The sequence below is a fragment of the Mesorhizobium sp. M0410 genome (genome assembly GCF_040321435.1).
Lineage (GTDB): Bacteria > Pseudomonadota > Alphaproteobacteria > Rhizobiales > Rhizobiaceae > Mesorhizobium.
The window spans coordinates 181,462-202,363 of the sequence record NZ_JAMYRN010000006.1; the positions used below are offsets into that span (position 1 = coordinate 181,462).

Genomic DNA, 20,902 nt, shown 5'->3' on the forward strand with positions numbered 1-20,902 from the left:
CACCCCTCTCTGTGCCGGACATCTCCCCCTCAAGCGGGGAGACTGGCCGTTTCCACGCTGGCTCTGTCCTTGCAACGCCAGTGGTTAGCGAAGAGGGCTCAATCTCCCCGCTTGAGGGGGAGATGTCCGGCACAGAGGGTGGGCGGGAACGCAAGCTTCGCCCGGTTTTTGCGTTCGCCAACACAGCGGTTCCTCAACGTCCATGACCGCCTACCTCCTCAAGCGGCTCGCCATCGCCGTCGTCACGCTGGTTCTGGCCTCGATAGTGGTCTTTGCCGTGCTGGAGATCATTCCCGGCGACCCGGCGCGGCTGATGCTTGGCCTGAACGCCAGTGCCGACCAGATCGAATTGCTGCGCAACCAGATGGGTCTCAACGCTCCCGTCGTGCTGCGCTATCTGCATTGGGCCGGCGGCTTGCTGAGCCTCGATTTCGGCCGTTCCTACACCTATTCGGTGCCGGTCATCGATCTGGTCCGTGAGCGCCTCGTCGTCTCGCTGCCGCTGGCACTGATGGCGCTGGCGCTGTCCACCGTCATTGCCATTCCGGTCGGACTGTTTTCCGCCAGCCGGCGCGGCCGGGCCGGCGACACGATCGCGATGGGTGCCGCCCAGCTTGGCGTCGCCGTGCCCAATTTCTGGTTTGCGCTGATGCTGATTTATCTGTTCGCCGTCTGGCTGCGGCTGGTGCCGGGCGGCGGCTTTCCCGGCTGGAGCGCCGGCGTCTGGCCGGCACTGAAATCGCTACTTCTGCCGGCGGTCGCCCTCGCTCTGCCACAGGCGGCGATCCTCGCCCGGGTCACCCGCTCGGCGCTGATCGAAGTGCTGAACGAGGACTACATCCGAACCGCCCGCGCCAAGGGCCTGCCCTATCGCCTTGTCTTGTGGCGGCATGCGCTGCGCAACGCCATGATCCCGGTGGTCACCATTCTAGGCCTGCAATTCGCTTTCCTGCTTGCCGGCACCATCATCATCGAGAACGTCTTCTACTTGCCCGGCCTCGGCCGGCTGGTGTTCCAGGCGATCAATCAGCGTGACCTGATCGTGGTTGAGAGCGTCGTCATGTTGCTGGTCGCCGCGGTCATCATCGTCAATTTCGTTGTCGATCTCTCCTATGCGGTGGTCGATCCGCGCCTGAGAGGCCGGCAATGACGCTGCACATCGACATCCCCGACGAGAACCTTGCCGGCATCCTGGCCAAGGCGTTTCGAAACCGTTCGTTCCTCGCCGGCTTCTTCATCACCGCACTGGTGGCGGCGGTCGCGATCCTGTCGTTCTTCTGGACGCCTTACGATGTCACCAATCTGGTCATTTCCGACAAGACCCAGGCGCCGTCGCTGGCGCACTGGTTCGGCACCGACCATTTCGGTCGCGACATCCTGTCGATGATCATGGTTGGCGCCCGCAACTCGATTGCCGTGGCGCTGGTGGCGGTCGGCATCGGCATGGGCGTCGGCGTACCGCTCGGCGCCTTTGCCGCGGCGCGCGGCGGCTTCGCCGACGACGTGCTGATGCGGTTGAACGATTTGGTCTTCGCCTTTCCGGCGCTGCTTTCGGCAATTATGATCACCGCCATCTTCGGGCCGGGCGCGTTCAACGCCATCATTGCCATTGGCATCTTCAACATCCCGGTGTTCGCGCGCGTCGCCCGGGCCGGCGCCTTGGCGATCTGGCCGCGCGAATTCATCCTCGCCGCCCGCGCCGCCGGCAAGAGCAGGACGCTGATCAGCATCGAACATGTGCTGCCCAACATCGCCACGCTGCTGCTGGTGCAAGGCACCATCCAGTTCGCGATGGGCATACTGGCCGAAGCCGGGCTTTCCTATGTCGGGCTGGGCACCCAGCCGCCAATGCCGAGCTGGGGCCGCATGCTGTTCGATGCCCAGACCCGCATGGTGGTGGCGCCTTGGATGGCGATCTTTCCAGGCATGGCGATCGTCGTCACCGTGCTTGGCCTGAACCTGCTTGGCGACGGCATTGCCGACATTCTCGATCCGAAATCGCGGCGGCAGCGATGAGCCTGCTCGAAATCGAGAAGCTGTCGCTGACCATCGGCAGCACCCGTATCCTCAGAGACATCGAACTTTCCGTCGCGCCGGGCGAAGTGATGGGGCTGGTTGGCGAATCCGGCTCCGGCAAGTCGATGACAGCGCTCACGGTGATGCAGCTTCTGCCCTGGGCGGCGCGCGCCAGCGGACGCATCAACTTCGACGGCGTCGACATCCTTGCCGCCAGCGAGGACCAGATGTGCGCGCTGCGCGGCGACGACATCGGCATGGTGTTCCAGGAGCCAATGACGGCGCTCAATCCGGTCAAAACCATCGGCGAGCAGGTCGCCGAGGGTATTCGCTGGCACACCAGGGCGAGCCGCGCCGACGCCGAGGAACGGGCGCGAAAAATGCTGGACCGGGTCGGCCTGCCGGCAGCACAATTCCCGCTCTCGCGTTATCCGCACGAACTCTCCGGCGGCCAGCGCCAGCGCGTCGTCATCGCCATCGCCTGTGCGCTGAAGCCCAAGCTGCTGATTGCCGACGAGCCGACGACCGCGCTCGACGTGGTGCTGCAGGCGCAGATCCTCGACCTGCTGCGAGATCTCGTAGCGGAAAACCGCATGGGCCTGCTGCTGATCTCGCATGACCTCGCAGTGGTGACCGAGATGGCGGACCGCATCACCATCCTGCGCCATGGCGAGGTGATGGAGGCCGGCGATACCGCGCGCACGCTGTCGGAACAACTTCATCCCTACACGCGACAGCTGGCGCAGGCCTCGATGCATGTGCCGGCGCGGGCCCGCACACATGACAGCGGATCGGCCAAACCGCTGCTTCAGGTAGAGAACGTAACGCGGGATTATCCGGGACGGCGCACATCCCTGTTGAAACGCGCGGCTCCAATCCGCGCCGTCGACGATGTCTCCTTCGCGATGGCGCCCGGCCGGTCGGTGGCACTGGTCGGGCGTTCCGGCTGTGGCAAGTCGACGCTTGCCCGCATGATCCTGGCACTGGACAAGCCGACGACCGGTACGATCCGCTTCCGCGGCGACACCCTCACCGGCAAGAGCGAGGCGGAGCTCAAGCCGGCGCGGCGCGACATGCAGGTCGTATTCCAGGACCCGTATGGCTCCTTCGACCCACGCCAGAAGGTCGAAAGATTGGTGGCAGAGCCCCTGCATGTGCTGGAGAAGAAGCCGGCGCCCGCCGCACGGCGCGAGATGGTGGCGCATGCGCTGCACGAGGTCGGCCTCTCACCAGGCGACATGGACAAGTATCCGCATGAGTTTTCGGGTGGCCAGCGTCAGCGCCTGTCGATCGCCCGCGCCATCATCACGCGGCCGAAGCTGGTCGTCGCCGACGAGCCGGTCTCGGCACTCGATGTCTCGATCCGCGCCCAGATCCTCGACCTCTTCGCCGAGCTCAACCAGAAGCTCGGCATCGCCTATCTGTTCATCACCCATGATCTGACCGTCGCCCGCGCCATCACCGACGAAGTGATGGTGATGCATGACGGCAAGATCGTCGAGCGCGGCAGGACGAGCGAAGTGCTCGACCACCCGCAATCCGCAGCCGCCAAGGCGTTGGTCGCCGCCGCTCCCGATTTGCATCGGGCGATCGCGAAACGGCTGCAGGAACAGGGGTGAGCTGCGACCGTTAGCCTTGCGGCTTCACCACATCGGCAGGGCTGATTTCAAGCAGGTCGAGGGTGCGGCGCAACAGCTGCATCTCGCTCCCGGCAAGTTGCGAATCGGCCTTGGCGATCTCGGCCATATGGCGGGCGAGCAGCTTGCGCCGTTCGACATCGAGGTCGCGGAACTGCGCGATGGCCTGCGAGCCGTTGGTCTCGTAGCCGAATTCGTTGAGGTATTCGATGACGCTGTCGACGCTGGTTTCGGGAATGCCGAAGGCGTCCCGGCAGATACGCCTGAAGGCGGTCATTTCGCTTTCGCTGACCGAACCATCGGCCAGGATCATGCGGAACAGCATCAGTAGCTCCGCCGACAGCACCGGATCGTCCGCCACCTTGCGCACGCCGGGGTCGCCGTCGAAAATCGAGCGTATCTGGTCCAGCAATCCCATCGCCATCAGCCCCTTCCGATTCGTTCGGAAGGTAGCGCGGAATCGGCCTGGCGCAAACGGGGGTGCGCGTGCTGGAGCCGCATGTTTTCTCGCTGGAAAGCTGCCGGCCAATCCGGCAAGCCGCTGCGCTCATTGGTGTGTGACCGTGCGACTGATACTATGCCGCTGTACGAATCATGTTGAGGAGGGACGGACATGAATCTCAGTGCACCTACCCAGCTTATTTTTATCATATCCCTTGTCATCGCCATCATCGGCGTTCTCGCCGCGCTTGGCGTTCTTGCGTTTATCCCTTTGGCTTCTGTGTGGATTGTCGTCATCGCCTACATCGTGCTGGCCGCCGGCTGTCTGATGCGCGGCGCTTAAACACGTCCAGACAATTCGGAATCTCAGGCAACTCGGAGCGCCCGGCCAAAAGCCGGGCGCTTTTGATTCTGCAGGATGGTCTGTTAGAATTCCTGGACCAGGGAAAGCACAATGCCCACCAGCGAAGACGGCGGCCGCCACGACAGCCCGGAGCTCGATCAGTTCGAGATGGTGCGGCGCGCGCCGAGCCATCGGCTTCAGGGCGCCGTCACTGACATGTGCGGCTTTCGCGAAACCATGCCAAGCCATTTCCGCGCGATCGAATATGCCTCGCTGACCGTGCCGCTGGTCATCAGCTTTGCCGAACCCTTTGCCATCGGGCTCGGCAGGAACCCCAGCGACAATGACCGCTTCGCCAGTTTTGCCGCCGGCCTTTATGCCGGGCCGGTGGTGATCGAATCCTTCGGCGGCGCCTGCTGTGTGCAGATCAATTTCACTCCGCTCGGCGCTCGTCGCTTCTTCGGCCGCCCGATGAGCGAACTGACCGACCGCATGGTCGGCCTGGATGACGTGCTCGGCGTCGAAGGCATCGCGCTTCGCGAAAGGCTTGGCAATGCGCCGGATTGGAGCTCACGCTTTGCCATCGCCGAGGCCTTCGTCGGCGATCGGTTGGTAAGCGCAGACCGCACTCAGGCCGAAATGGTCTGGGCCTATGAGACGATCATCTCGACGCGTGGGCGGACCCGCATCTCGACGCTGGCCGAAAAGCTTGGCTGGAGTCGCAAGCATCTTACCGGAAAATTTTCGGACGCAGTCGGTACCGGCCCAAAAACGCTGTCGCGCATCGTCCGTTTCAACCATGCGCTTGGCCTGTCGAGACAGACCAACAGTGATTGGGCCGACATCGCCGCCGACTGCGGCTATGCCGACCAGGCGCATCTGGTGCGCGAGTTCCGCGACCTCGCAGGCGTCACGCCGACCACTGTCGCCGCGAGGTAACATTTCTTCAAGACGCGCAACCAGCCTTCGCCCAGACTGGGTTGATCGACCAACCCGCTGAAGGAGATCAGTCATGCCGAACATCACCGAACCACCGCGGCTTTACCCGGCGCTGCGCTACAGGAATGCCGGCAGGATGATCGATTGGCTGTGCGAGGCCTTCGGCTTTAGCGTTCGCGCCCGCTATGGCGAAGGCGACGTGGTGCACCATGCCGAACTCGCTTTCGGCTCCTCGATCATCATGCTCGGCACGGCGCGCGACGATGCCTATGGCAAGATGGTCGGCGCGCCCGGTTCGGGCGGCGGCAAGTCGATCTACGTTGCGGTCGCTGACGCAGATGCGGCATACGCGCGGGCAAAGACCGCCGGCGCCGAGATTCTGGAAGAACTCACCGACCGCGACTATGGCAGCCGTGAATTCATCTGCCGCGATCCGGAAGGCAATCTCTGGTCGTTCGGCACCTACTGGCCGAAGGCTGACGAGCCCGCCAGCTAACGCGCCAGCCCAAAAATCGCGTCGCAGTCGAGGTGGGTTTCCAGCTCGGCGGCGATCTCGTCCAGTGCCCGTTCGACCTCGGCGCCGTAGTCGATGCCGCCGCCCTTGACGCCGAGGCTTTCGAGGAATTTCGCCCGGAAGGCATCGGCGGAAAACAGCCCGTGCATATAGGTGCCCAGCACCTTGCCGTCGGCCGAGATAGCGCCGTCATCGACGCCGTTGATAACGGCGGACGGCCGCAGCGTGTCCGGACCGGTGGTGCGGCCGAGATGGATCTCGTAGGCCTCGAGCGGCAGATCGAATTGCACCGAGCGCGCGCTGACGTTGCGCACCGTCTTTTCCGGCTCCATCACCGTTTCGACGTCGAGCAGCCCGAGGCCTTGCGCCTCGGTAACGCTGCCCTCGATACCATCGGGATCGCGCACGACATGGCCGAGCATCTGGAAGCCGCCGCAGATGCCGACGATATGGCCACCGCGTTTCCTGTGCGCGGCAAGGTCGCGGTCCCAGCCGTTCTCGCGGAATTTCAGGAGATCGCCGATCGTCGACTTCGAGCCGGGAATGACCACCAGCCCTGCATCCTGCGGCAGGCGCTGGCCAGGCGGCACGAACACCACCTCGACCTGCGGTTCGGCCTTGAGCGGGTCGAGGTCGTCGAAATTGGCGATGCGCGAGAGCACCGGCACGGCGATCTTCAGCGCGCGCTTCTCGCCGGACGTCAGCCGTTCGAGCACGACGGAGTCTTCCGACGGCAGCCGCGCCGCCGCCTTCAGCCACGGCACCACGCCAAAGCAGCGCCAGCCGGTGAATTTTTCGATCGCCTCGATGCCATCGTCGAACAGCGAGACATCGCCGCGGAACTTGTTGATGAGATAGCCGACGATCATGCGCCGGTCCTCGTCCGGCAGGATCAGGTGGGTGCCGGCGACCGAGGCGATGACGCCGCCGCGATCGATATCGCCGACCAGGATCACCGGCACGCCGGCGCGCGTCGCAAAGCCCATATTGGCAATGTCGCGGCTCCTGAGGTTGATCTCGGCCGGCGATCCCGCGCCCTCGACAATAACCAGGTCCGCGCCCTCGCCGACCGTCGCCCAGGAGTCCAGCACCGCATCCATCAGCCGGCCCTTCAGCGCCTGATAGTCGCGCGCCCGCGCCTCGCCGAACACCTTGCCCTGCACCACGACTTGAGCGCCGACATCGGTCTGCGGCTTGAGGAGCACCGGGTTCATGTGGATGGTCGGCGGCACGCCGCAGGCGATCGCCTGCAGCCATTGGGCGCGGCCGATCTCACCGCCGCCTGAAACGCCTGGAATATCGGCGACAGCGGCGTTGTTCGACATGTTCTGCGGCTTGAACGGCCGCACTTTCAGCCCACGGTTCCTGGCCGCGCGGCACAGACCGGCAACGAGCACCGTCTTGCCGACATCCGAACCCGTGCCCTGCAGCATGATCGCCTTGGCCATATCAGTCCCTGCCCTGCGCAACAGTTCCGGTGATCGTCGACTTGGCTGCCAGTGGCCCGCCGCGCCAGAGATAGAGCGCCAGCAGCGGCTCCTTGCCGGTGCGCATGGCGTGGCTGACGCCAGAGGCATGGTGGATCACCTCGCCCGGCGCTCGAAGGCGAAAACCGCCATCGCCCATGCGCCATTCGGTGCCGCCGGTCAGCGGGATGTAGATCTCCTCCGCGACATGGTGGTGGTCGGGGTAGACGATGTCGGGTCCAAGGATCAGCAGGCCGGCCGCGACCTCTTCATTGACGAAATAGCCGCGCGTACCGAACACCTCAAGCCAGCCGTAATTGTCGATGAAAACCTTGCCGAAATCCGCTTCCCCATAGGTCTGGCCCCAGCGCAGATCGCCGCGACGCGCCGCAACCAGCCGCGCCAGCGGCTTGGCCGCAACGGGAGCGAGTTCGACGATACGGTCGAGCTGGACGAGACAAGGCAGTGCATGCGGTTCGAGCGGCCGGCTTGGCATATCCCAGCCGATCCGGGCCACGGCGTCGCGCACCAGCGCAGCATCGAACGTCTGGAGATAGGCATGGAAGCATCCAAGCAGTTCGTCGAATTTTGTCGTCACACTTTGCTCCAAAGCGCATTCGCGCACAGCGGCTGCGCAGACGGGTCGGGTTGCGCGGCGGCATCATTGGTCTAGATTGAACGGCGCGCAAAGCCAAAAACGACAGGCCAGCAGGCCGGAAACGTCAGGGAGCACGCCATGGACGCCGCTGTCGATGCTGGCACCAGCCAGTTCGAACTCAACGAGGACCAGCGCGCCATCCAGGAGATGGCCGAGGCCTTCGCCGCCGACCGTGTGGCGCCGAACGCACTCGACTGGGATCGCAACAAGTATTTCCCCGCCGACGTGATCCGCGAGACGGGCCCGCTCGGCCTTGGAGGCATATATGTCCGCGAGGATGTCGGCGGCTCGGGGCTCGGCCGGCTCGACGCCGTGCTGATCTTCGAGGCGCTTTCGCGGGCCGATCCGGCGTTTTCCGCCTTCATCTCTATCCACAATATGGCGGCATCTATGATCGACCGCTTCGGCAGCGACGAACAGCGCCGGCGCTTCCTGCCGAAGCTGACCTCAATGGAATGGCTGGCAAGCTATTGCCTGACCGAGCCCGGCTCGGGCTCGGATGCGGCGGCGCTGAAGACGCGCGCGGCAAAGAGCGGCGGCGACTATGTGCTGAACGGCGCCAAGCAGTTTATCTCCGGTGCCGGCGACAGCGACCTCTATGTCGTCATGGCGCGCACCGGCGCCGACGGGCCGAAAGGCATTTCCACCTTCGTCGTGCCGAACGATGCGCCGGGCCTTTCTTTCGGCGCCAACGAGCACAAGATGGGCTGGCACATGCAGTCGACGCGCCAGGTCGTCTTCGAGGACTGCAAGGTGCCGGCGGAAAACCTTCTGTCTGCAGAAGGCGCCGGCTTCGGCATCGCCATGGCCGGGCTCGACGGCGGCCGGTTGAACATCGCCGCCTGCTCACTCGGCGGCGCGCAATCGGCACTCGACAAGGCGCTCGCTTACACGGCCGAGCGCAAGGCTTTCGGCTCGAAGATCAACCAGTTCCAGGCGCTGCAGTTCAAGCTTGCAGACATGGAAACCGAATTGCAGGCAGCGCGCGTCTTCCTCTACACCGCCGCTTCGAAGCTCGACCGCAACACGCCGGATGCCTCAAAATGGTCGGCGATGGCGAAGCGCTTCGTCACCGACACCGGCTTCAATGTCGCCAACGACGCCCTGCAGCTGCACGGCGGCTATGGTTATCTGCACGATTACGGCATCGAGAAGCTGGTGCGCGACCTGCGTGTCCACCAGATCCTCGAAGGCACCAACGAGATCATGCGCGTCATCATCGCTCGCGCCCTGATCGGGCGGTAAGGCAGTAGGCAGTAGGCAGTAGGCAGTAGGCAGTAGGCAGAAAGATGACCGGCAAGATCAATTCGTACAAGGATCTTATCGTATGGCAGCAAGCGATGGATCTGGCCGTCACCACCTACTCCCTGACCAAGGCATGGCCAAAAGAGGAATTGTATGGGTTGACCAGCCAGATCCGCCGCTCAGCAACCTCTATTCCTGCAAACATCGCGGAAGGTTACGGCCGAGACAACAGAGGCTCCTATCAGCAATTTCTCAGGATTGCCCAGGGATCGCTGAAGGAGTTCGAGACACACCTCCAGATCGCTGAACGCATTGGCCTTGCTACGCATGATCAAGCTTATCACGTGCTTTTAGCGACCGAGGGCATTGGGAAAATGCTTCGCCAGCTTATTAACAAACTTGCGCCCGAATAGGTCGCTTACTGCCTACCGCCTACTGCCTACTGCCTACCCACACCACGGGAGCGCCAATATGACCACCATCGCCTTCATCGGCCTCGGCAATATGGGCAATCCGATGGCCGCCAACCTGGTCAAGGCCGGGTATGCCGTGCACGGGTTCGACCTGGTGCCGGAGAACCTCGTCATCGCCAGGGAACACGGCGCCGTCATCATGGCCAACGCCGTTGCAGCGGTGAAAGACGCCGATGCGGTCATCACCATGCTGCCAGCCGGTAAGCATGTTCTGACGGTTTACGCAGACATAGTGTCCAAGGCAAAAAAAGGCGCGCTGTTCATCGATTCCTCGACCATCGATGTCGAGTCGGCTCGAAAGGCCCATGCCATCGCCGCCAAGCACGGGTTGCTGTCGATCGACGCGCCGGTCTCCGGCGGCACGGGCGGTGCCGCGGCCGGCACGCTGACCTTCATGGCCGGCGGTTCGAAGGATGCCTTCGCCAAGGCCGAACCAATCCTCAAGCCGATGGCCGGCCGCATCGTTCATTGCGGCGACGACGGCGCCGGACAGGCGGCGAAGATCTGCAATAACATGATTTTGGGCATTTCGATGATCGGTGTTGCCGAGGCCTTCGTGCTGGCGGAAAAGCTCGGCCTGTCGCACCAGGCGCTGTTCGACGTCGCCTCGACCTCGTCCGGCCAGTGCTGGTCGCTGACCACCTATTGCCCGGTGCCCGGCCCGGTGCCGACATCGCCCGCCAACAATGGCTATAAGCCTGGCTTCGCGGCGGCACTGATGCTGAAGGACCTGAAACTGTCGCAGGAGGCCGCACAGAGCATCGGTGCAGCAACGCCGCTCGGCGCCGAGGCAGCTCAGCTCTATGCGCTGTTCAACGCACAAGGGAATGCCGGTGCCGATTTTTCCGGCATCATTAATTTCCTCCGTGGTAACCCGGCGTAAGCTCCAAGTTCACAGGTTTTCGATCTGCCCAAAGCGGAAAGTCGGCAAATTTAGGTTTGCTTAAGCTCTTGCTAACCCTGCAGTAACGATATGCGTTTAAAACGGATTGCGAGGCGGACATCCGCCCGGCGCTCCGGATCAGGTCTCGCGTACCGGAGCCCGCAAGTTTCGCCGTTAGTTTCGCAAGTGTTTAGTTGGCGAAACGCCATGCCTATCTGGCAAAGCCGCGTTCCGATGGAGCGCGGTTTTTGCGTTTCGCTTCCTCGCCTGGCAAGCGCTCGGTCGATCGCCGGGCGCCCGACATGGAGCGCCCGGCGGTCGTTCACCGCTTGCGCAGATCTGCTTCGGCCAGATCGAGCGCCTTTGCGATACGATCGCAGGCCATGTCGATCGTCTCGCGCGTCCAGATCAGCGGCGGCGACAGGATCATCGTGTCGCCGGTGGCGCGCAGCATCATGCCCTGGGCAATTGCGTGGTCGCGAACGGTCACCGCCGCGCTGCCGGCCGGCAGGAAGCGCTCCTTGGTTGCCTTGTCCTTGACGATCTCGATCGCTCCCATCAGCCCGAACGAGCGCACCTCGCCGACCAGATCGTGCCCGCCGAGACGTTCCTGCAAAGCCTTGGCGAAGTAAGGCCCGGTGTCGTTCCTGACGCGCTCGACCAGGCTCTCCCGCTCGATGATCTCAAGGTTCTTCAGCGCCACCGCGCAGGCCACCGGGTGCCCGGCATAGGTGTAGCCGTGATAGAATTCGCCGCCCTTTTCGACCAGCGTCGCCGCGATGCGGTCGCCGACCAGCAGCGCCGACAGCGGCTGATAGCCAGAGGTCAGCGCCTTGGCCGTGGTGATGGTGTCGGGCTCGACATCGAAGGCTTGTGCCGCGAACCACTCGCCGGTGCGGCCGTAGCCGGTGATGACCTCGTCCAGCATCAGCAGGACGTCGTATTTGCGGCAGATGCGCTGCACTTCCGGCCAATAGCTCATCGGCGGAATCTTCACCCCGCCTGCCCCCATCACCGGTTCGCCGATGAAGGCGGCCACCTTGTCGGCGCCAGCTTCGAGGATCGCGTCCTCGACCGCTTTTGCCGCGCGCAGGCCGAAATCATGGTCGCTTTCGCCGGGCAGTGCGAGCTCATAGGCATAGGGCATCATTACATGGACGATGTTGGGCACGGCGCCGCCGAGCTGCTTGTGCATCAAATCCATGCCGCCGAGCGAGGCGCCGGCGATGGTCGAGCCGTGATAGCCCATCTTGCGCGAGATGATGCGGTTCTTTTCCGGTTTGCCTTCCAGCACCCAATAGTGACGGACCAGGCGCAGCGCCGTGTCGTTGGCCTCCGAACCGGACGAGCCGTAGAACACCTGGTTGATGTGCCTTGGCGCGATCTCCGCCAGCTTTTTCGACAGCAAAACCGGCGTCGGCGTCGAGCATTTGAAGAAGGAGTTGTAGTAGGGCAATTCCTTCATCTGGGCGTAGGCGGCGTCGGCCAGCTCGTCGCGGCCATAGCCGACATTGACGCACCACAGCCCTGCCATGCCGTCGAGGATTTCCGTCCCTTCGGAATCGTAGATGAACGGCCCGTTGGCGCGAGTGATGATCCGCGAGCCGGTCTCGCGCATCTCTTTGTGGTCGGTGAACGGATGAAGGTGATGCGCGGCATCGATCTGCTGAAGCTGCTTCAGCGAATAATTCTGGTAGGTCATGTCTGATCTTTCCTCTTGAACCAATCCGGCAGCTTTTGCGCCGGGGCGGATTCGTCAGAGGACAGCGGGCGGCGAATAGCCGATGCGGGCGCACAGCCGCAACAGCTCGGCGCGAAGCGTGCGCGGCGACGGCGTCACCGCGACCCCAAATGCGCAACCCGATTTCGCCAGCCGAGCCATGCATGTACCTTAGGCTGCCTCGAGCCCTCAGTTCAAGCCGTGCCGGTCAAGCGACGCCGGTCAATTGGTGCCAAGTCAATTGGTGCCAGTCAATTGGTGCCAGTCAGGGCCCGCTGCAGGAAGACGTACTTCATTGCCGCCTGTGCGGCCTGCGGCCGCCGATCGCCGCGTCCGCCATGGCCGCCCTCGGTCTCCTCGAAGAACAGCGTCTTGCCGTGGCCGGCCGCCTGCAGCCGTGCCGCCATCTTGCGCGCATGCCCGGGATGGACGCGATCGTCGGCGGTCGAGGTCATCAGCAACACCGGCGGATAGGCTGCGTCCGTGTCTACATGCTGGTAGGGCGAATAGGCGGCAAGCCAGGCTGCCTCTTCCGGCTTCGCCGGATCGCCATACTCGGCCATCCATGACGCGCCGGGCGGCAGTTCGGTGTAGCGCAGCATATCGAGCAGCGGCACGTCGATGATCACTGCACCGAACAATTCCGGGTGCTGGGTCAGCGAGACGCCGGTCAGCAAGCCACCATTCGATCCGCCCTGGATGCCCAGCGTGGCGGGCGTAGCGATGCCGCGTTTGACCAGATCTTGCGCCACCGCGGCGAAATCGTCGAAGGCATTCTGGCGATTGGCCTTGAGCGCCGCCTGATGCCAGTTCGGCCCGAACTCGCCGCCGCCGCGGATGTTGGCCTGCACATAGGCATTGCCCTTCTCCAGCCACAGCCTGCCGCGCACGCCGGCATAGCCGGGCAGCAGCGGCACTTCGAAGCCGCCATAGCCGTAAAGCAATGTCGGCACGGGTCCATGCAAGTCGCGCCTCCTGACGACGAAGTACGGGATCATCGTGCCATCCTTCGAGCGCGCCTCGAACTGTTCGGAGACCAGCGACGAGGCATCGAAACGCGCCGGCTGCGACTTCACCGTTGCCAGCCCCGCGGCGTTGTCGTCCGACCAGATGATCGAGCTCGGCGTCAGGAAATCGGTGAAGGAGAAGGAGACGCTGGAACCGAAATGCTCGGCATGGCTGATGCCGACATTGCCGTTTTCGGGCAAAGCCACGGGCTTGAACTCCCAGCCGCTGTCGCTGCGCTTGCCGGCGACGACCTTGCCGCGCACATTGTCCATCAAATTGATGAAAAGCCGGTCCTGCGTGCGGGCAATACCGGCGATCGAGACACGGTGCGCCGGCTCGAGCACGGTATCGAGGGATCCGAATAGCCCGGTTTCGATCCAGCGCTCGAAATCGAGTGAATAGAGCCCGTCGGGCTTGCACAGCGTGCCGTCCGGCGCCGTCCATGGCGTACGCACGCCGAAGACAAACTGGCCCTTGAACAGTGCTGTATCGGTGACGTCGTCCGGCAACGGGATGCGCCTGTTTTCGCCCGATGGCAGCCGCAGGAAACTGTGCGAGGCGAAGAAGTCGATGGTCCGGGCGAGGAAGACATGACGCTTGTTGCCGTCGAATTCGACGGACCCGCCGGCGGCAAGATCCTGCTTCAGCGCCTCGAAGATCGGCATCGCCTCGTTCAGTGGCGTGCCGCGCCGCCAAAGCTTGACCACGCGCGGATAACCGGACTGGGTCTTGTCGTCCTCCTCGAAGGCGGCGGAAACGATAACCGTGTCCTCGTCCAGCCAGCTAAAGCTCGACTTCGAGGCAGGAGCACGAAAGCCGCCATCGACGAAGGACCTGCTTTCGATATCGAATTCGCGCATCTCGCTGGCATCGCCGCCATCCGGCGACAGGCTGAGCAGGCAGCGGCTGAAGTCGGGATAAAGTCGGCTGGCGCCGCTGAACACCCATTTCACTCCCTCTTTCGCCGCCAGGCTGTCGAAGTCGATGATCGTCTGCCATTCCGGCTTGTCGGTCTTGTAGGACGCGACCGTGGTGCGCCGCCAGAGGCCGAGTACGTTCGTTCGGTCCTGCCAGAAATTATAGACATAGCCGTTGATAGCGGCCCCGACGGCGATGTTATCCTCGGCCGTCATCAGGTCGAGCGCCGTCTCGAACGACGTCTGATAGGACGGATCACCCTGCAGCTCCCCGACCGTGATCGCATTTTGGCGATGCACCCAGTCGAGCGCCTGCTTGCCCCTCCTGTCCTCCAGCCAGAGAAACGGGTCTTCGGCCGCCGAACCCGGCTGGCCCTTGGTATTCGATTTGGTCATGAGGTCTCCGGTTGAGTCGGGCGGCGGCATAGCCAAGATCGACATGGGGCCGCTTATATGCAAGTCATTCGTCAGAAACGGCGGCTTTCTGGCATTCACGCCATCCGTCTTCGAATGACCGTTACAACTGCCAGCGCCAGGCAAATGGCACCGAGCGTCATTGGCAGGCCGCCGGCGCCAACAACATCCATGGCGCTGCCCGCCAGCGGCGGCACGGCGATGCCGCCGATGCCCCACATCAAAGAGAAGGCGGCATTGCCGGCGACCAGTGCCGAGCCGGTGAACCGCTCGCCGAGCTCGATGATCGACATCGTATAGATACCGTACGAAACCGCACCCCAGACGAAGACGCACGGCCAGATCAGCGGCGTCTCGATGAGAACCGGCAGCAGCGCGCATCCCAGCACTGTCATCGAAACACAGATGAACCGCACCAGCCGCGCCGTCAGTCGTTCCGCCAATAGCCCGAGCGGCACCTGCATAGCGATATTGCCGGCGATCATCACTGACAGCAGCGCCGACATGCGCGCTTCCGCAATACTATAATGTGTTCCGTAGACCGGCAGCAAGGCGAGCACCGCCTGTTCGAAACCGGCGGCCACAATCACCGCCGATAACAGCAGCCACGCCTGCGGCACGAACCCCAGCACCGAAACCCGGTGCCCGCTCTCGTCGACCTTGGGCAGCCGTGCCAGCACCGAGGCGAGGCAGGCGCCGCAAAACAGGAATGCGCCGATGCCGACCAGAAACGGCGGCCATCCCACGGTGCCGACCGCAAGCAGGCACAGCGGCCCCGCCGCAAAGCCCGCCGAAATGATGGTCGAATAGATGCCCATGACGCGGCCGCGGCGTGCCGGCGGGGCCAGTGCGATCACCCAGACTTCGCTCAGCACGTAGAGCGGGTTGGTGACGGCGCCGATCAAAAAACGCAGCGGAAACCACAGATAGACATTTTGGGTCCAGCCGATCAGCGCCAGCACCAGCGCGGAAAGTGCCGCGCACGTAAGCGCGGTGCGCCCTGCCCCGAAACGCCGCGCCAGCGCCGGAACCAGCGGCGACGAGACGATGAAGCCGATCGGCGTCATTGCCGCCGACAGGCCGATTATGGCCGGCGAGACGGCCTGGCGCTGCAGGATGAAGCTCAACAGCGGATAGCTCAGCCCTTGCGCGATGGCGAACACCGAGACGGTGGCGATCACGCCGGTGATCGCCGCCCATTGCGCTATTTCGCCGCTGCTTTGTTCCGCCCGGTCCATGATGCAGGATTAGCGTTTCGGTTCCGTCGCGGTAAGCACCGGCAACGAAAACCGCTTGCGCCAGCCGGAACGCGATCAAGAGGCTGGCGATCCCGCCGGCTGCCCCCAGGGCATGTCGCTTCCCTCGCCCTAGTGGTCGCCGCCTCCGCAATGGCCGGACGGCCGGCGGTCCATTATGCCGCCGCATTGCCGCAGCGTACGAGGACTATCATGACCGCCGCCCTTCAGCCCGCCGAACCGGCACTGGCAAACGACCGCGCCCGTCGCGGCGGCCGCGCGGGGAAGCGTGCCGGCGGCTCGACGGTGTTTGAGCAGCCGCCGTTTCGGCAGTTGAAGAACCCGCTGACGCCGACCCGGCTGGTTTCCGACGACGAGCTGGAATCAATTCACCTCGCCTCTCTGCGCGTGCTGCGGGAAATCGGCGTCGACGTGCTGCATGACGAAGCCCGGCGCATCATGAAGGCGCATGGCGCCGATGTCCGCGAGGGCAGTGAGCGGGTGCGCTTCGACAGCGACATGATCCTGGAACTGGTTGCCCATTGCCCGCCGGAATTCACCATCCACGCCCGCAACCCGGCGCACAATGTGCGCTTTGGTGGCGATAATCTGATCATCTCGATGATGGCGTCGGCACCCAATTGCTCAGACGTCGACCGCGGCCGTCGGCCAGGCAACCAGCAGGACTACCGCAACTTCCTCAAGCTTGCGCAGATGCACAACATATTGAACTGCACGGGCGGGTACCCGGTCGAGCCGATCGACATCCATCCGTCCGTGCGCCACCTCGAATGCATCCGTGACCTCGCCACGCTGACCGACAAGATGTTCCACATCTATTCGCTCGGTAAGGAGCGCAACGTCGACGGCATCGAGATCACCAGGATCGCGCGCGGCATCAGCCATGAGCAGTTGCTCGCAGAGCCGTCGGTATTCACCATCATCAACACCAATTCGCCGCTCAAGCTCGACGTGCCGATGATGGAAGGTATCATCCAGATGTCGAGCAAGGGCCAGGTGGTCATCGTGACGCCCTTCACCCTGTCCGGCGCCATGGCGCCGGTGACGATTGCCGGCGCGCTGGTGCAACAGAATGCCGAGGCGCTGTCCGGCATCGCCTTTGCGCAGATGGTGCGCAAGGGCGCGCCTGTCGGCTACGGCGGCTTCACCTCGAATGTCGATATGAAGTCCGGCGCGCCGGCCTTCGGCACGCCGGAATATATGAAGGCGCAGCTGGTCGGCGGGCAGCTCGCCCGCCGCTACAACATCCCCTACCGCACCTCCAACACCTGCGCCGCTAACACGGTCGACGCGCAAGCCGCCTATGAAAGCGTGTTCTCGCTGTGGGGCGCCATTCAGGGTGGCGGCAATCTGATGATGCATGCGGCCGGCTGGCTCGAAGGCGGCCTGCGCTGTTCCTACGAAAAGACCATCCTCGATATAGACCTGTTGCAGATGGTCGCCGAGTTCCTGACGCCGCTCGACCTTTCCGAGGAAGCGCTCGGTTTCGACGCCATCCAGTCGGTCGGCCCCGGCGGCCATTTCTTCGGCACCCAGCACACGCAGGACCGCTACAAGACCGCGTTTTACGCGCCAATCATTTCCGACTGGCGCAATTTCGAGAGTTGGGTTGAGGCCGGATCGCCGACCGCACTCGAAAAGGCCAATCGCGTGTGGAAGGAACGGCTGGCGTCCTATGAAGAGCCTTATATGGACCCGGCAATTCGCGAGGAGCTCAACGCTTTCGTCGACAAGCGCCGGGCCGAAGGCGGCGCGCCGACCGATTTCTGATCATTGGTTTGATGAACAGTCGACCCCCGCTCCGTCGAGCTTCGCTCGACACCTCTCCCCCGATCGACGGGGTAGAGGAAGGGCGCGACCTTATTCCAGCCAGCCCCCTTCCTCTCCCTCCGGAGGGGGGAGAGGTGGCGCTGCGAAGCAGCGACGGAGTGGGGGAAGCCGTTCATGAAACGCGTAGTCGCCGCAAAATAGGTACAACCGAGCGAGCACGAAAACTTAGGCAAGCAGGCAATCAGGCGGAAGCACTGCTCTGGCTTGAATTAAAGGCGCGCAAGCTTGGCGGCTATCGCTTTACGCGTCAGTTCTCCATCGGCGCCTTTTTTGCAGACTTCGTCTGCCGCGAAAAATGGCTTGTTGTTGAAATCGACGGACAACAGCACGCCGACAGTTCATATGACCGCCGCCGCGATGATTTCATGCGCGCCCAAGGCTATTCGATCCTGCGTCTTTGGAACCATGACGTCCTGAAACATCGTACTTCCGTCTGTGAAACCATTCTTGCCGCGCTTGATGGCAGGCTGGCCGAAAACACCGCTGTATTCGACCTCCGCTTTGTTTTCGCGCCCCGCTCACTCGAGTCAATCTCTTCAAAAACGGAACTATCTTCATGAAATCTCATGCAAAAGCGGTTGTCATCGGCGGTGGGGTCGTTGGCTGCTCGGTGCTCTATCATCTGGCCAAGGCTGGCTGGACCGACATCCTGCTGATCGAGCGTTCGGAGCTCACCTCCGGCTCGTCCTGGCATGCGGCGGGCGGCTTCCATACGCTGAACGGCGATCCCAACGTCGCCAAGCTGCAGGCCTATACGGTGCAGCTCTACAAAGAGATCGAGGAGATTTCCGGCCAATCCTGCTCGCTGCACCTGACCGGCGGCGTGATGATGGCCGACACGCCCGAGCGCATGGACTTCTTGCGGCTCGCCCACGCCAAGGGCCGCTATCTCGGCATGGACACCGAACTGATCACGCCGTCCGAAGCCAAGGCGATGTTCCCGCTGATGGACGAGACGAATTTCGTCGGCGCCATGTGGGATCCGGTCGAGGGCCATCTCGATCCTTCCGGCACCACCCACGCCTATGCCAAGGCCGCCAGGAAGCTGGGCGCCGAGATTGTGCTGCGCAACCGCGTCGTCGAAATGACGCAGGAGGTCGACGGCACCTGGAACGTCGTCACCGAGCAAGGCACGGTCAAAGCCGAGCATGTCGTCAACTGCGGCGGCCTGTGGGCGCGCGAGATCGGTCGCATGGTCGGCGTCGAACTGCCGGTGCTGGCCATGGAGCACATGTATCTCCTGACCGAGCCGATGCCGGAGGTCGAGGAATTCAACAAGTCGACCGGCCGCGAGATGATCGGCGTGCTCGATTTCAAGGGCGAGATCTATACCCGCCAGGAGCGCAACGGCATCCTGCTCGGCACCTATGAAAAGGCTTGCAAGCCGTGGTCGCCGGTCAACACGCGGTGGGATTTCGGCCACGAGCTGCTGCAGCCCGACATCGACCGCATCGCGCCGTCGCTCGAGATCGGCTTCAAGCATTTCCCCGGCATCGAGAAGGCCGGCATCAAGCAGATCATCAATGGTCCCTTCACCTTCGCGCTGGACGGCAACCCGCTGGTCGGCCCGGTGCAGGGCCTGACCAATTTCTGGTGCGCCTGCGCCGTCATGGCCGGCTTCAGCCAGGGTGGCGGCGTCGGTCTCGCACTGTCCAACTGGATGGTCCATGGCGATCCGGGCTTCGACGTCTGGGGCATGGACGTGGCCCGCTTCGGCGAATGGGCAACGCTGCGCTACACCAACGCAAAGGTGCGCGAAAACTATTCGCGCCGTTTCTCCATCCGCTTTCCCAACGAGGAATTGCCGGCGGCAAGACCAGCGCAGACGACCCCGCTTTACGACACGATGCTCGCCAATAACGCGGTCATGGGCGATAGCTGGGGGCTCGAAACCCCGCTCTGGTTCGCGCCGAAAGGCTCTGAGCCGAAGGACATCGTGTCCTTCCACCGTTCCAACGATTTTGGCCCGATCGGCGAGGAAGTGCGAGCCACCCGCGAGAGGGTCGGCGTCACCGAGATCGCCAACTTCGCCAAATACGAAGTCTCCGGACCAGGGGCCGAGGATTTCCTCAACCGGCTGATGACCAATCGCATGCCAAAGACCGGCCGCATCGTGCTGACGCCGATGCTGAACGAGTTCGGCCGGCTGATCGGCGACTTCACCATCGCCAAGGCGGGCGAAGAACGCTTCATGATCTGGGGTTCTTCGGCAGCGCAAAAGTATCACATGCGCTGGTTCGAGAAGCATCTGCCCAAGGACGGCCCAAGGGCGGCAGAGGTGCGCATCCACCGCTTCGACCAGACGCTGGTCGGCCTCTCCATCGCCGGGCCGAAATCGCGTGACCTGCTGCAGAAACTGGTCGATGTCGACATCTCGACCAAGGCCTTCCGCTTCATGGATTTCCGCGAGATGGCGGTCGGCGGCGCGCCCTGCATGGTCAACCGCATCACCTACACCGGCGACCTCGGCTATGAGATCTGGATGGCGCCCGCCTACCAGCGCTTGGTCTACAAGGCGATCAAGGAGGCTGGCGAAGAGTTTGGCCTTATCGATTTCGGCATGCGGGCTTTGCTCTCGATGCGCCTTGAGAAGAACTTCCCGACCTGGTTCCGCGAGCTACGTCCAATCTACGGACCATTCGAAGGCTCGATGGACCGCTTCATCAAGCTGGAGAAGAACGACTTCATCGGCCGGGAGGCAGCGGCCAGGGAGCAGGCGGCGGGGCCGAAGCTGCGCCGCGTTTCCTTCATCGTCGATGCCGCGGATGCCGACGTCATGGGCGACGAGCCGATCTGGGCCAAGATCGGCGGCAAGGATTACGGCACCGTGGAAAAGCCGCATGGCTATGGCGCGCCGCGCTTCGACGCGGGCGGCAAGGAAGTGCGCGGCTCGAACGCCGCCGAAGGCGCGTCTGCCGTGCGCGGCATTGTCGACGGCGACTGGCGCGTGGTCGGCTGGGTCACCTCCGGCGGCTATGCGCATTATGTCGAGAAGTCGATGGCGCAAGGCTATGTACCGGCAGCGCTTGCCGAGAACGAGAGCGCCGGCCTGTTCGAGATCGAAATCCTTGGCCACCGGCGTCCCGCACGCATCAATGTCGAACCGCCGTTCGATCCGAGCGGCGAAAAGATGAGGACGTAG

At 63.4% G+C, this 20,902-nt stretch carries 18 protein-coding genes; 12 read left to right on the forward strand and 6 right to left on the reverse strand.

The window, feature by feature from the left end; all coding sequences use genetic code 11:
• The first annotated feature begins 202 nt into the window (after positions 1–202).
• The 3 genes from NKI63_RS10775 to NKI63_RS10785 are packed head-to-tail and all read left to right on the forward strand — an operon-like array spanning position 203 to position 3,635.
• Entirely contained in the window at positions 203–1,150 is a 948-nt protein-coding gene (locus tag NKI63_RS10775) for an ABC transporter permease (RefSeq protein ID WP_352505770.1), read from the forward strand.
• A complete protein-coding gene (locus tag NKI63_RS10780) occupies positions 1,147–2,016 on the forward strand; it encodes an ABC transporter permease (protein WP_352505769.1) in 870 nt (289 codons plus the stop codon). The genes NKI63_RS10775 and NKI63_RS10780 overlap by 4 nt, the downstream gene beginning before the upstream one ends.
• A complete protein-coding gene (locus tag NKI63_RS10785) occupies positions 2,013–3,635 on the forward strand; it encodes an ABC transporter ATP-binding protein (RefSeq protein ID WP_352505768.1) in 1,623 nt (540 codons plus the stop codon). Before NKI63_RS10780 ends, NKI63_RS10785 begins: the two co-directional genes overlap by 4 nt.
• A 10-nt stretch (positions 3,636–3,645) precedes the next feature.
• Here NKI63_RS10785 and NKI63_RS10790 read toward each other — a convergent pair whose 3' ends face one another.
• Positions 3,646–4,077: a tellurite resistance TerB family protein gene (locus NKI63_RS10790; protein ID WP_352505767.1), complete on the reverse strand. Its 432-nt coding sequence runs from the start codon at positions 4,075–4,077 to the stop codon at positions 3,646–3,648.
• 189 nt (positions 4,078–4,266) lie between these two features.
• Between NKI63_RS10790 and NKI63_RS10795 the strand changes: the two genes are divergently transcribed.
• The 3 genes from NKI63_RS10795 to NKI63_RS10805 all read left to right on the forward strand — a co-directional run bounded on the left by NKI63_RS10795 (position 4,267) and on the right by NKI63_RS10805 (position 5,872).
• Entirely contained in the window at positions 4,267–4,437 is a 171-nt protein-coding gene (locus tag NKI63_RS10795; RefSeq protein WP_254818195.1) for a hypothetical protein, read from the forward strand.
• A gap of 111 nt (positions 4,438–4,548) precedes the next feature.
• Positions 4,549–5,376, forward strand: coding sequence for a helix-turn-helix domain-containing protein (locus NKI63_RS10800; RefSeq protein WP_352505766.1), 828 nt, complete (start codon positions 4,549–4,551; stop codon positions 5,374–5,376).
• A 73-nt stretch (positions 5,377–5,449) separates the two neighbouring features.
• Complete coding sequence (locus NKI63_RS10805) at positions 5,450–5,872, forward strand: VOC family protein (protein WP_352505765.1); 423 nt, start codon at positions 5,450–5,452, stop codon at positions 5,870–5,872.
• On the opposite strand, the gene NKI63_RS10810 is transcribed toward NKI63_RS10805, so the two are convergent.
• Both NKI63_RS10810 and NKI63_RS10815 read right to left on the reverse strand, forming a co-directional pair.
• Positions 5,869–7,338 carry a cobyric acid synthase gene (locus NKI63_RS10810; protein ID WP_352505764.1) on the reverse strand — a complete coding sequence of 490 codons (1,470 nt, stop codon included), beginning with the start codon at positions 7,336–7,338 and terminating at the stop codon, positions 5,869–5,871. The two genes, NKI63_RS10805 and NKI63_RS10810, sit on opposite strands and share 4 nt — an antisense overlap.
• Position 7,339: 1 nt before the next feature.
• Positions 7,340–7,954 carry a dimethylsulfonioproprionate lyase family protein gene (locus tag NKI63_RS10815; protein ID WP_352737201.1) on the reverse strand — a complete coding sequence of 205 codons (615 nt, stop codon included), beginning with the start codon at positions 7,952–7,954 and terminating at the stop codon, positions 7,340–7,342.
• Between the two features lie 138 nt (positions 7,955–8,092).
• Here NKI63_RS10815 and NKI63_RS10820 point away from each other — a divergent pair, with 138 nt between their 5' ends.
• From NKI63_RS10820 to mmsB, 3 genes are read left to right on the forward strand one after another with little or no spacing between them, the layout of a single operon-like run.
• Positions 8,093–9,259, forward strand: coding sequence for an isobutyryl-CoA dehydrogenase (locus tag NKI63_RS10820; protein WP_352505762.1), 1,167 nt, complete (start codon positions 8,093–8,095; stop codon positions 9,257–9,259).
• Between the two features lie 44 nt (positions 9,260–9,303).
• Entirely contained in the window at positions 9,304–9,672 is a 369-nt protein-coding gene (locus tag NKI63_RS10825; protein WP_254818189.1) for a four helix bundle protein, read from the forward strand.
• 58 nt (positions 9,673–9,730) lie between these two features.
• Positions 9,731–10,615: a 3-hydroxyisobutyrate dehydrogenase gene (gene mmsB, locus NKI63_RS10830; protein ID WP_352505761.1), complete on the forward strand. Its 885-nt coding sequence runs from the start codon at positions 9,731–9,733 to the stop codon at positions 10,613–10,615.
• A gap of 322 nt (positions 10,616–10,937) precedes the next feature.
• On the opposite strand, the gene NKI63_RS10835 is transcribed toward mmsB, so the two are convergent.
• The 3 genes from NKI63_RS10835 to NKI63_RS10845 all read right to left on the reverse strand — a co-directional run bounded on the left by NKI63_RS10835 (position 10,938) and on the right by NKI63_RS10845 (position 15,912).
• Positions 10,938–12,317, reverse strand: a complete 1,380-nt coding sequence (locus NKI63_RS10835) for an aspartate aminotransferase family protein (RefSeq protein WP_352821410.1) — start codon at positions 12,315–12,317, stop codon at positions 10,938–10,940.
• A 269-nt stretch (positions 12,318–12,586) separates the two neighbouring features.
• Positions 12,587–14,656, reverse strand: coding sequence for a prolyl oligopeptidase family serine peptidase (locus NKI63_RS10840; protein ID WP_352821412.1), 2,070 nt, complete (start codon positions 14,654–14,656; stop codon positions 12,587–12,589).
• A 95-nt stretch (positions 14,657–14,751) separates the two neighbouring features.
• Positions 14,752–15,912 carry an MFS transporter gene (locus NKI63_RS10845; protein ID WP_352821415.1) on the reverse strand — a complete coding sequence of 387 codons (1,161 nt, stop codon included), beginning with the start codon at positions 15,910–15,912 and terminating at the stop codon, positions 14,752–14,754.
• Between the two features lie 210 nt (positions 15,913–16,122).
• On the opposite strand from NKI63_RS10845, the gene NKI63_RS10850 reads away from it, so the two are divergent.
• The 3 genes from NKI63_RS10850 (at position 16,123) to NKI63_RS10860 (ending at position 20,902) form a co-directional block, all read left to right on the forward strand.
• Positions 16,123–17,700 (forward strand): trimethylamine methyltransferase family protein, encoded by a 1,578-nt coding sequence (locus NKI63_RS10850; RefSeq protein ID WP_352706019.1) that lies wholly within the window; start codon positions 16,123–16,125, stop codon positions 17,698–17,700.
• Between the two features lie 134 nt (positions 17,701–17,834).
• Entirely contained in the window at positions 17,835–18,320 is a 486-nt protein-coding gene (locus NKI63_RS10855) for an endonuclease domain-containing protein (protein ID WP_352505758.1), read from the forward strand.
• On the forward strand, positions 18,317–20,902 hold the full coding sequence (locus NKI63_RS10860) for a GcvT family protein (RefSeq protein WP_352821419.1): 2,586 nt from the start codon (positions 18,317–18,319) through the stop codon (positions 20,900–20,902). The genes NKI63_RS10855 and NKI63_RS10860 overlap by 4 nt, the downstream gene beginning before the upstream one ends.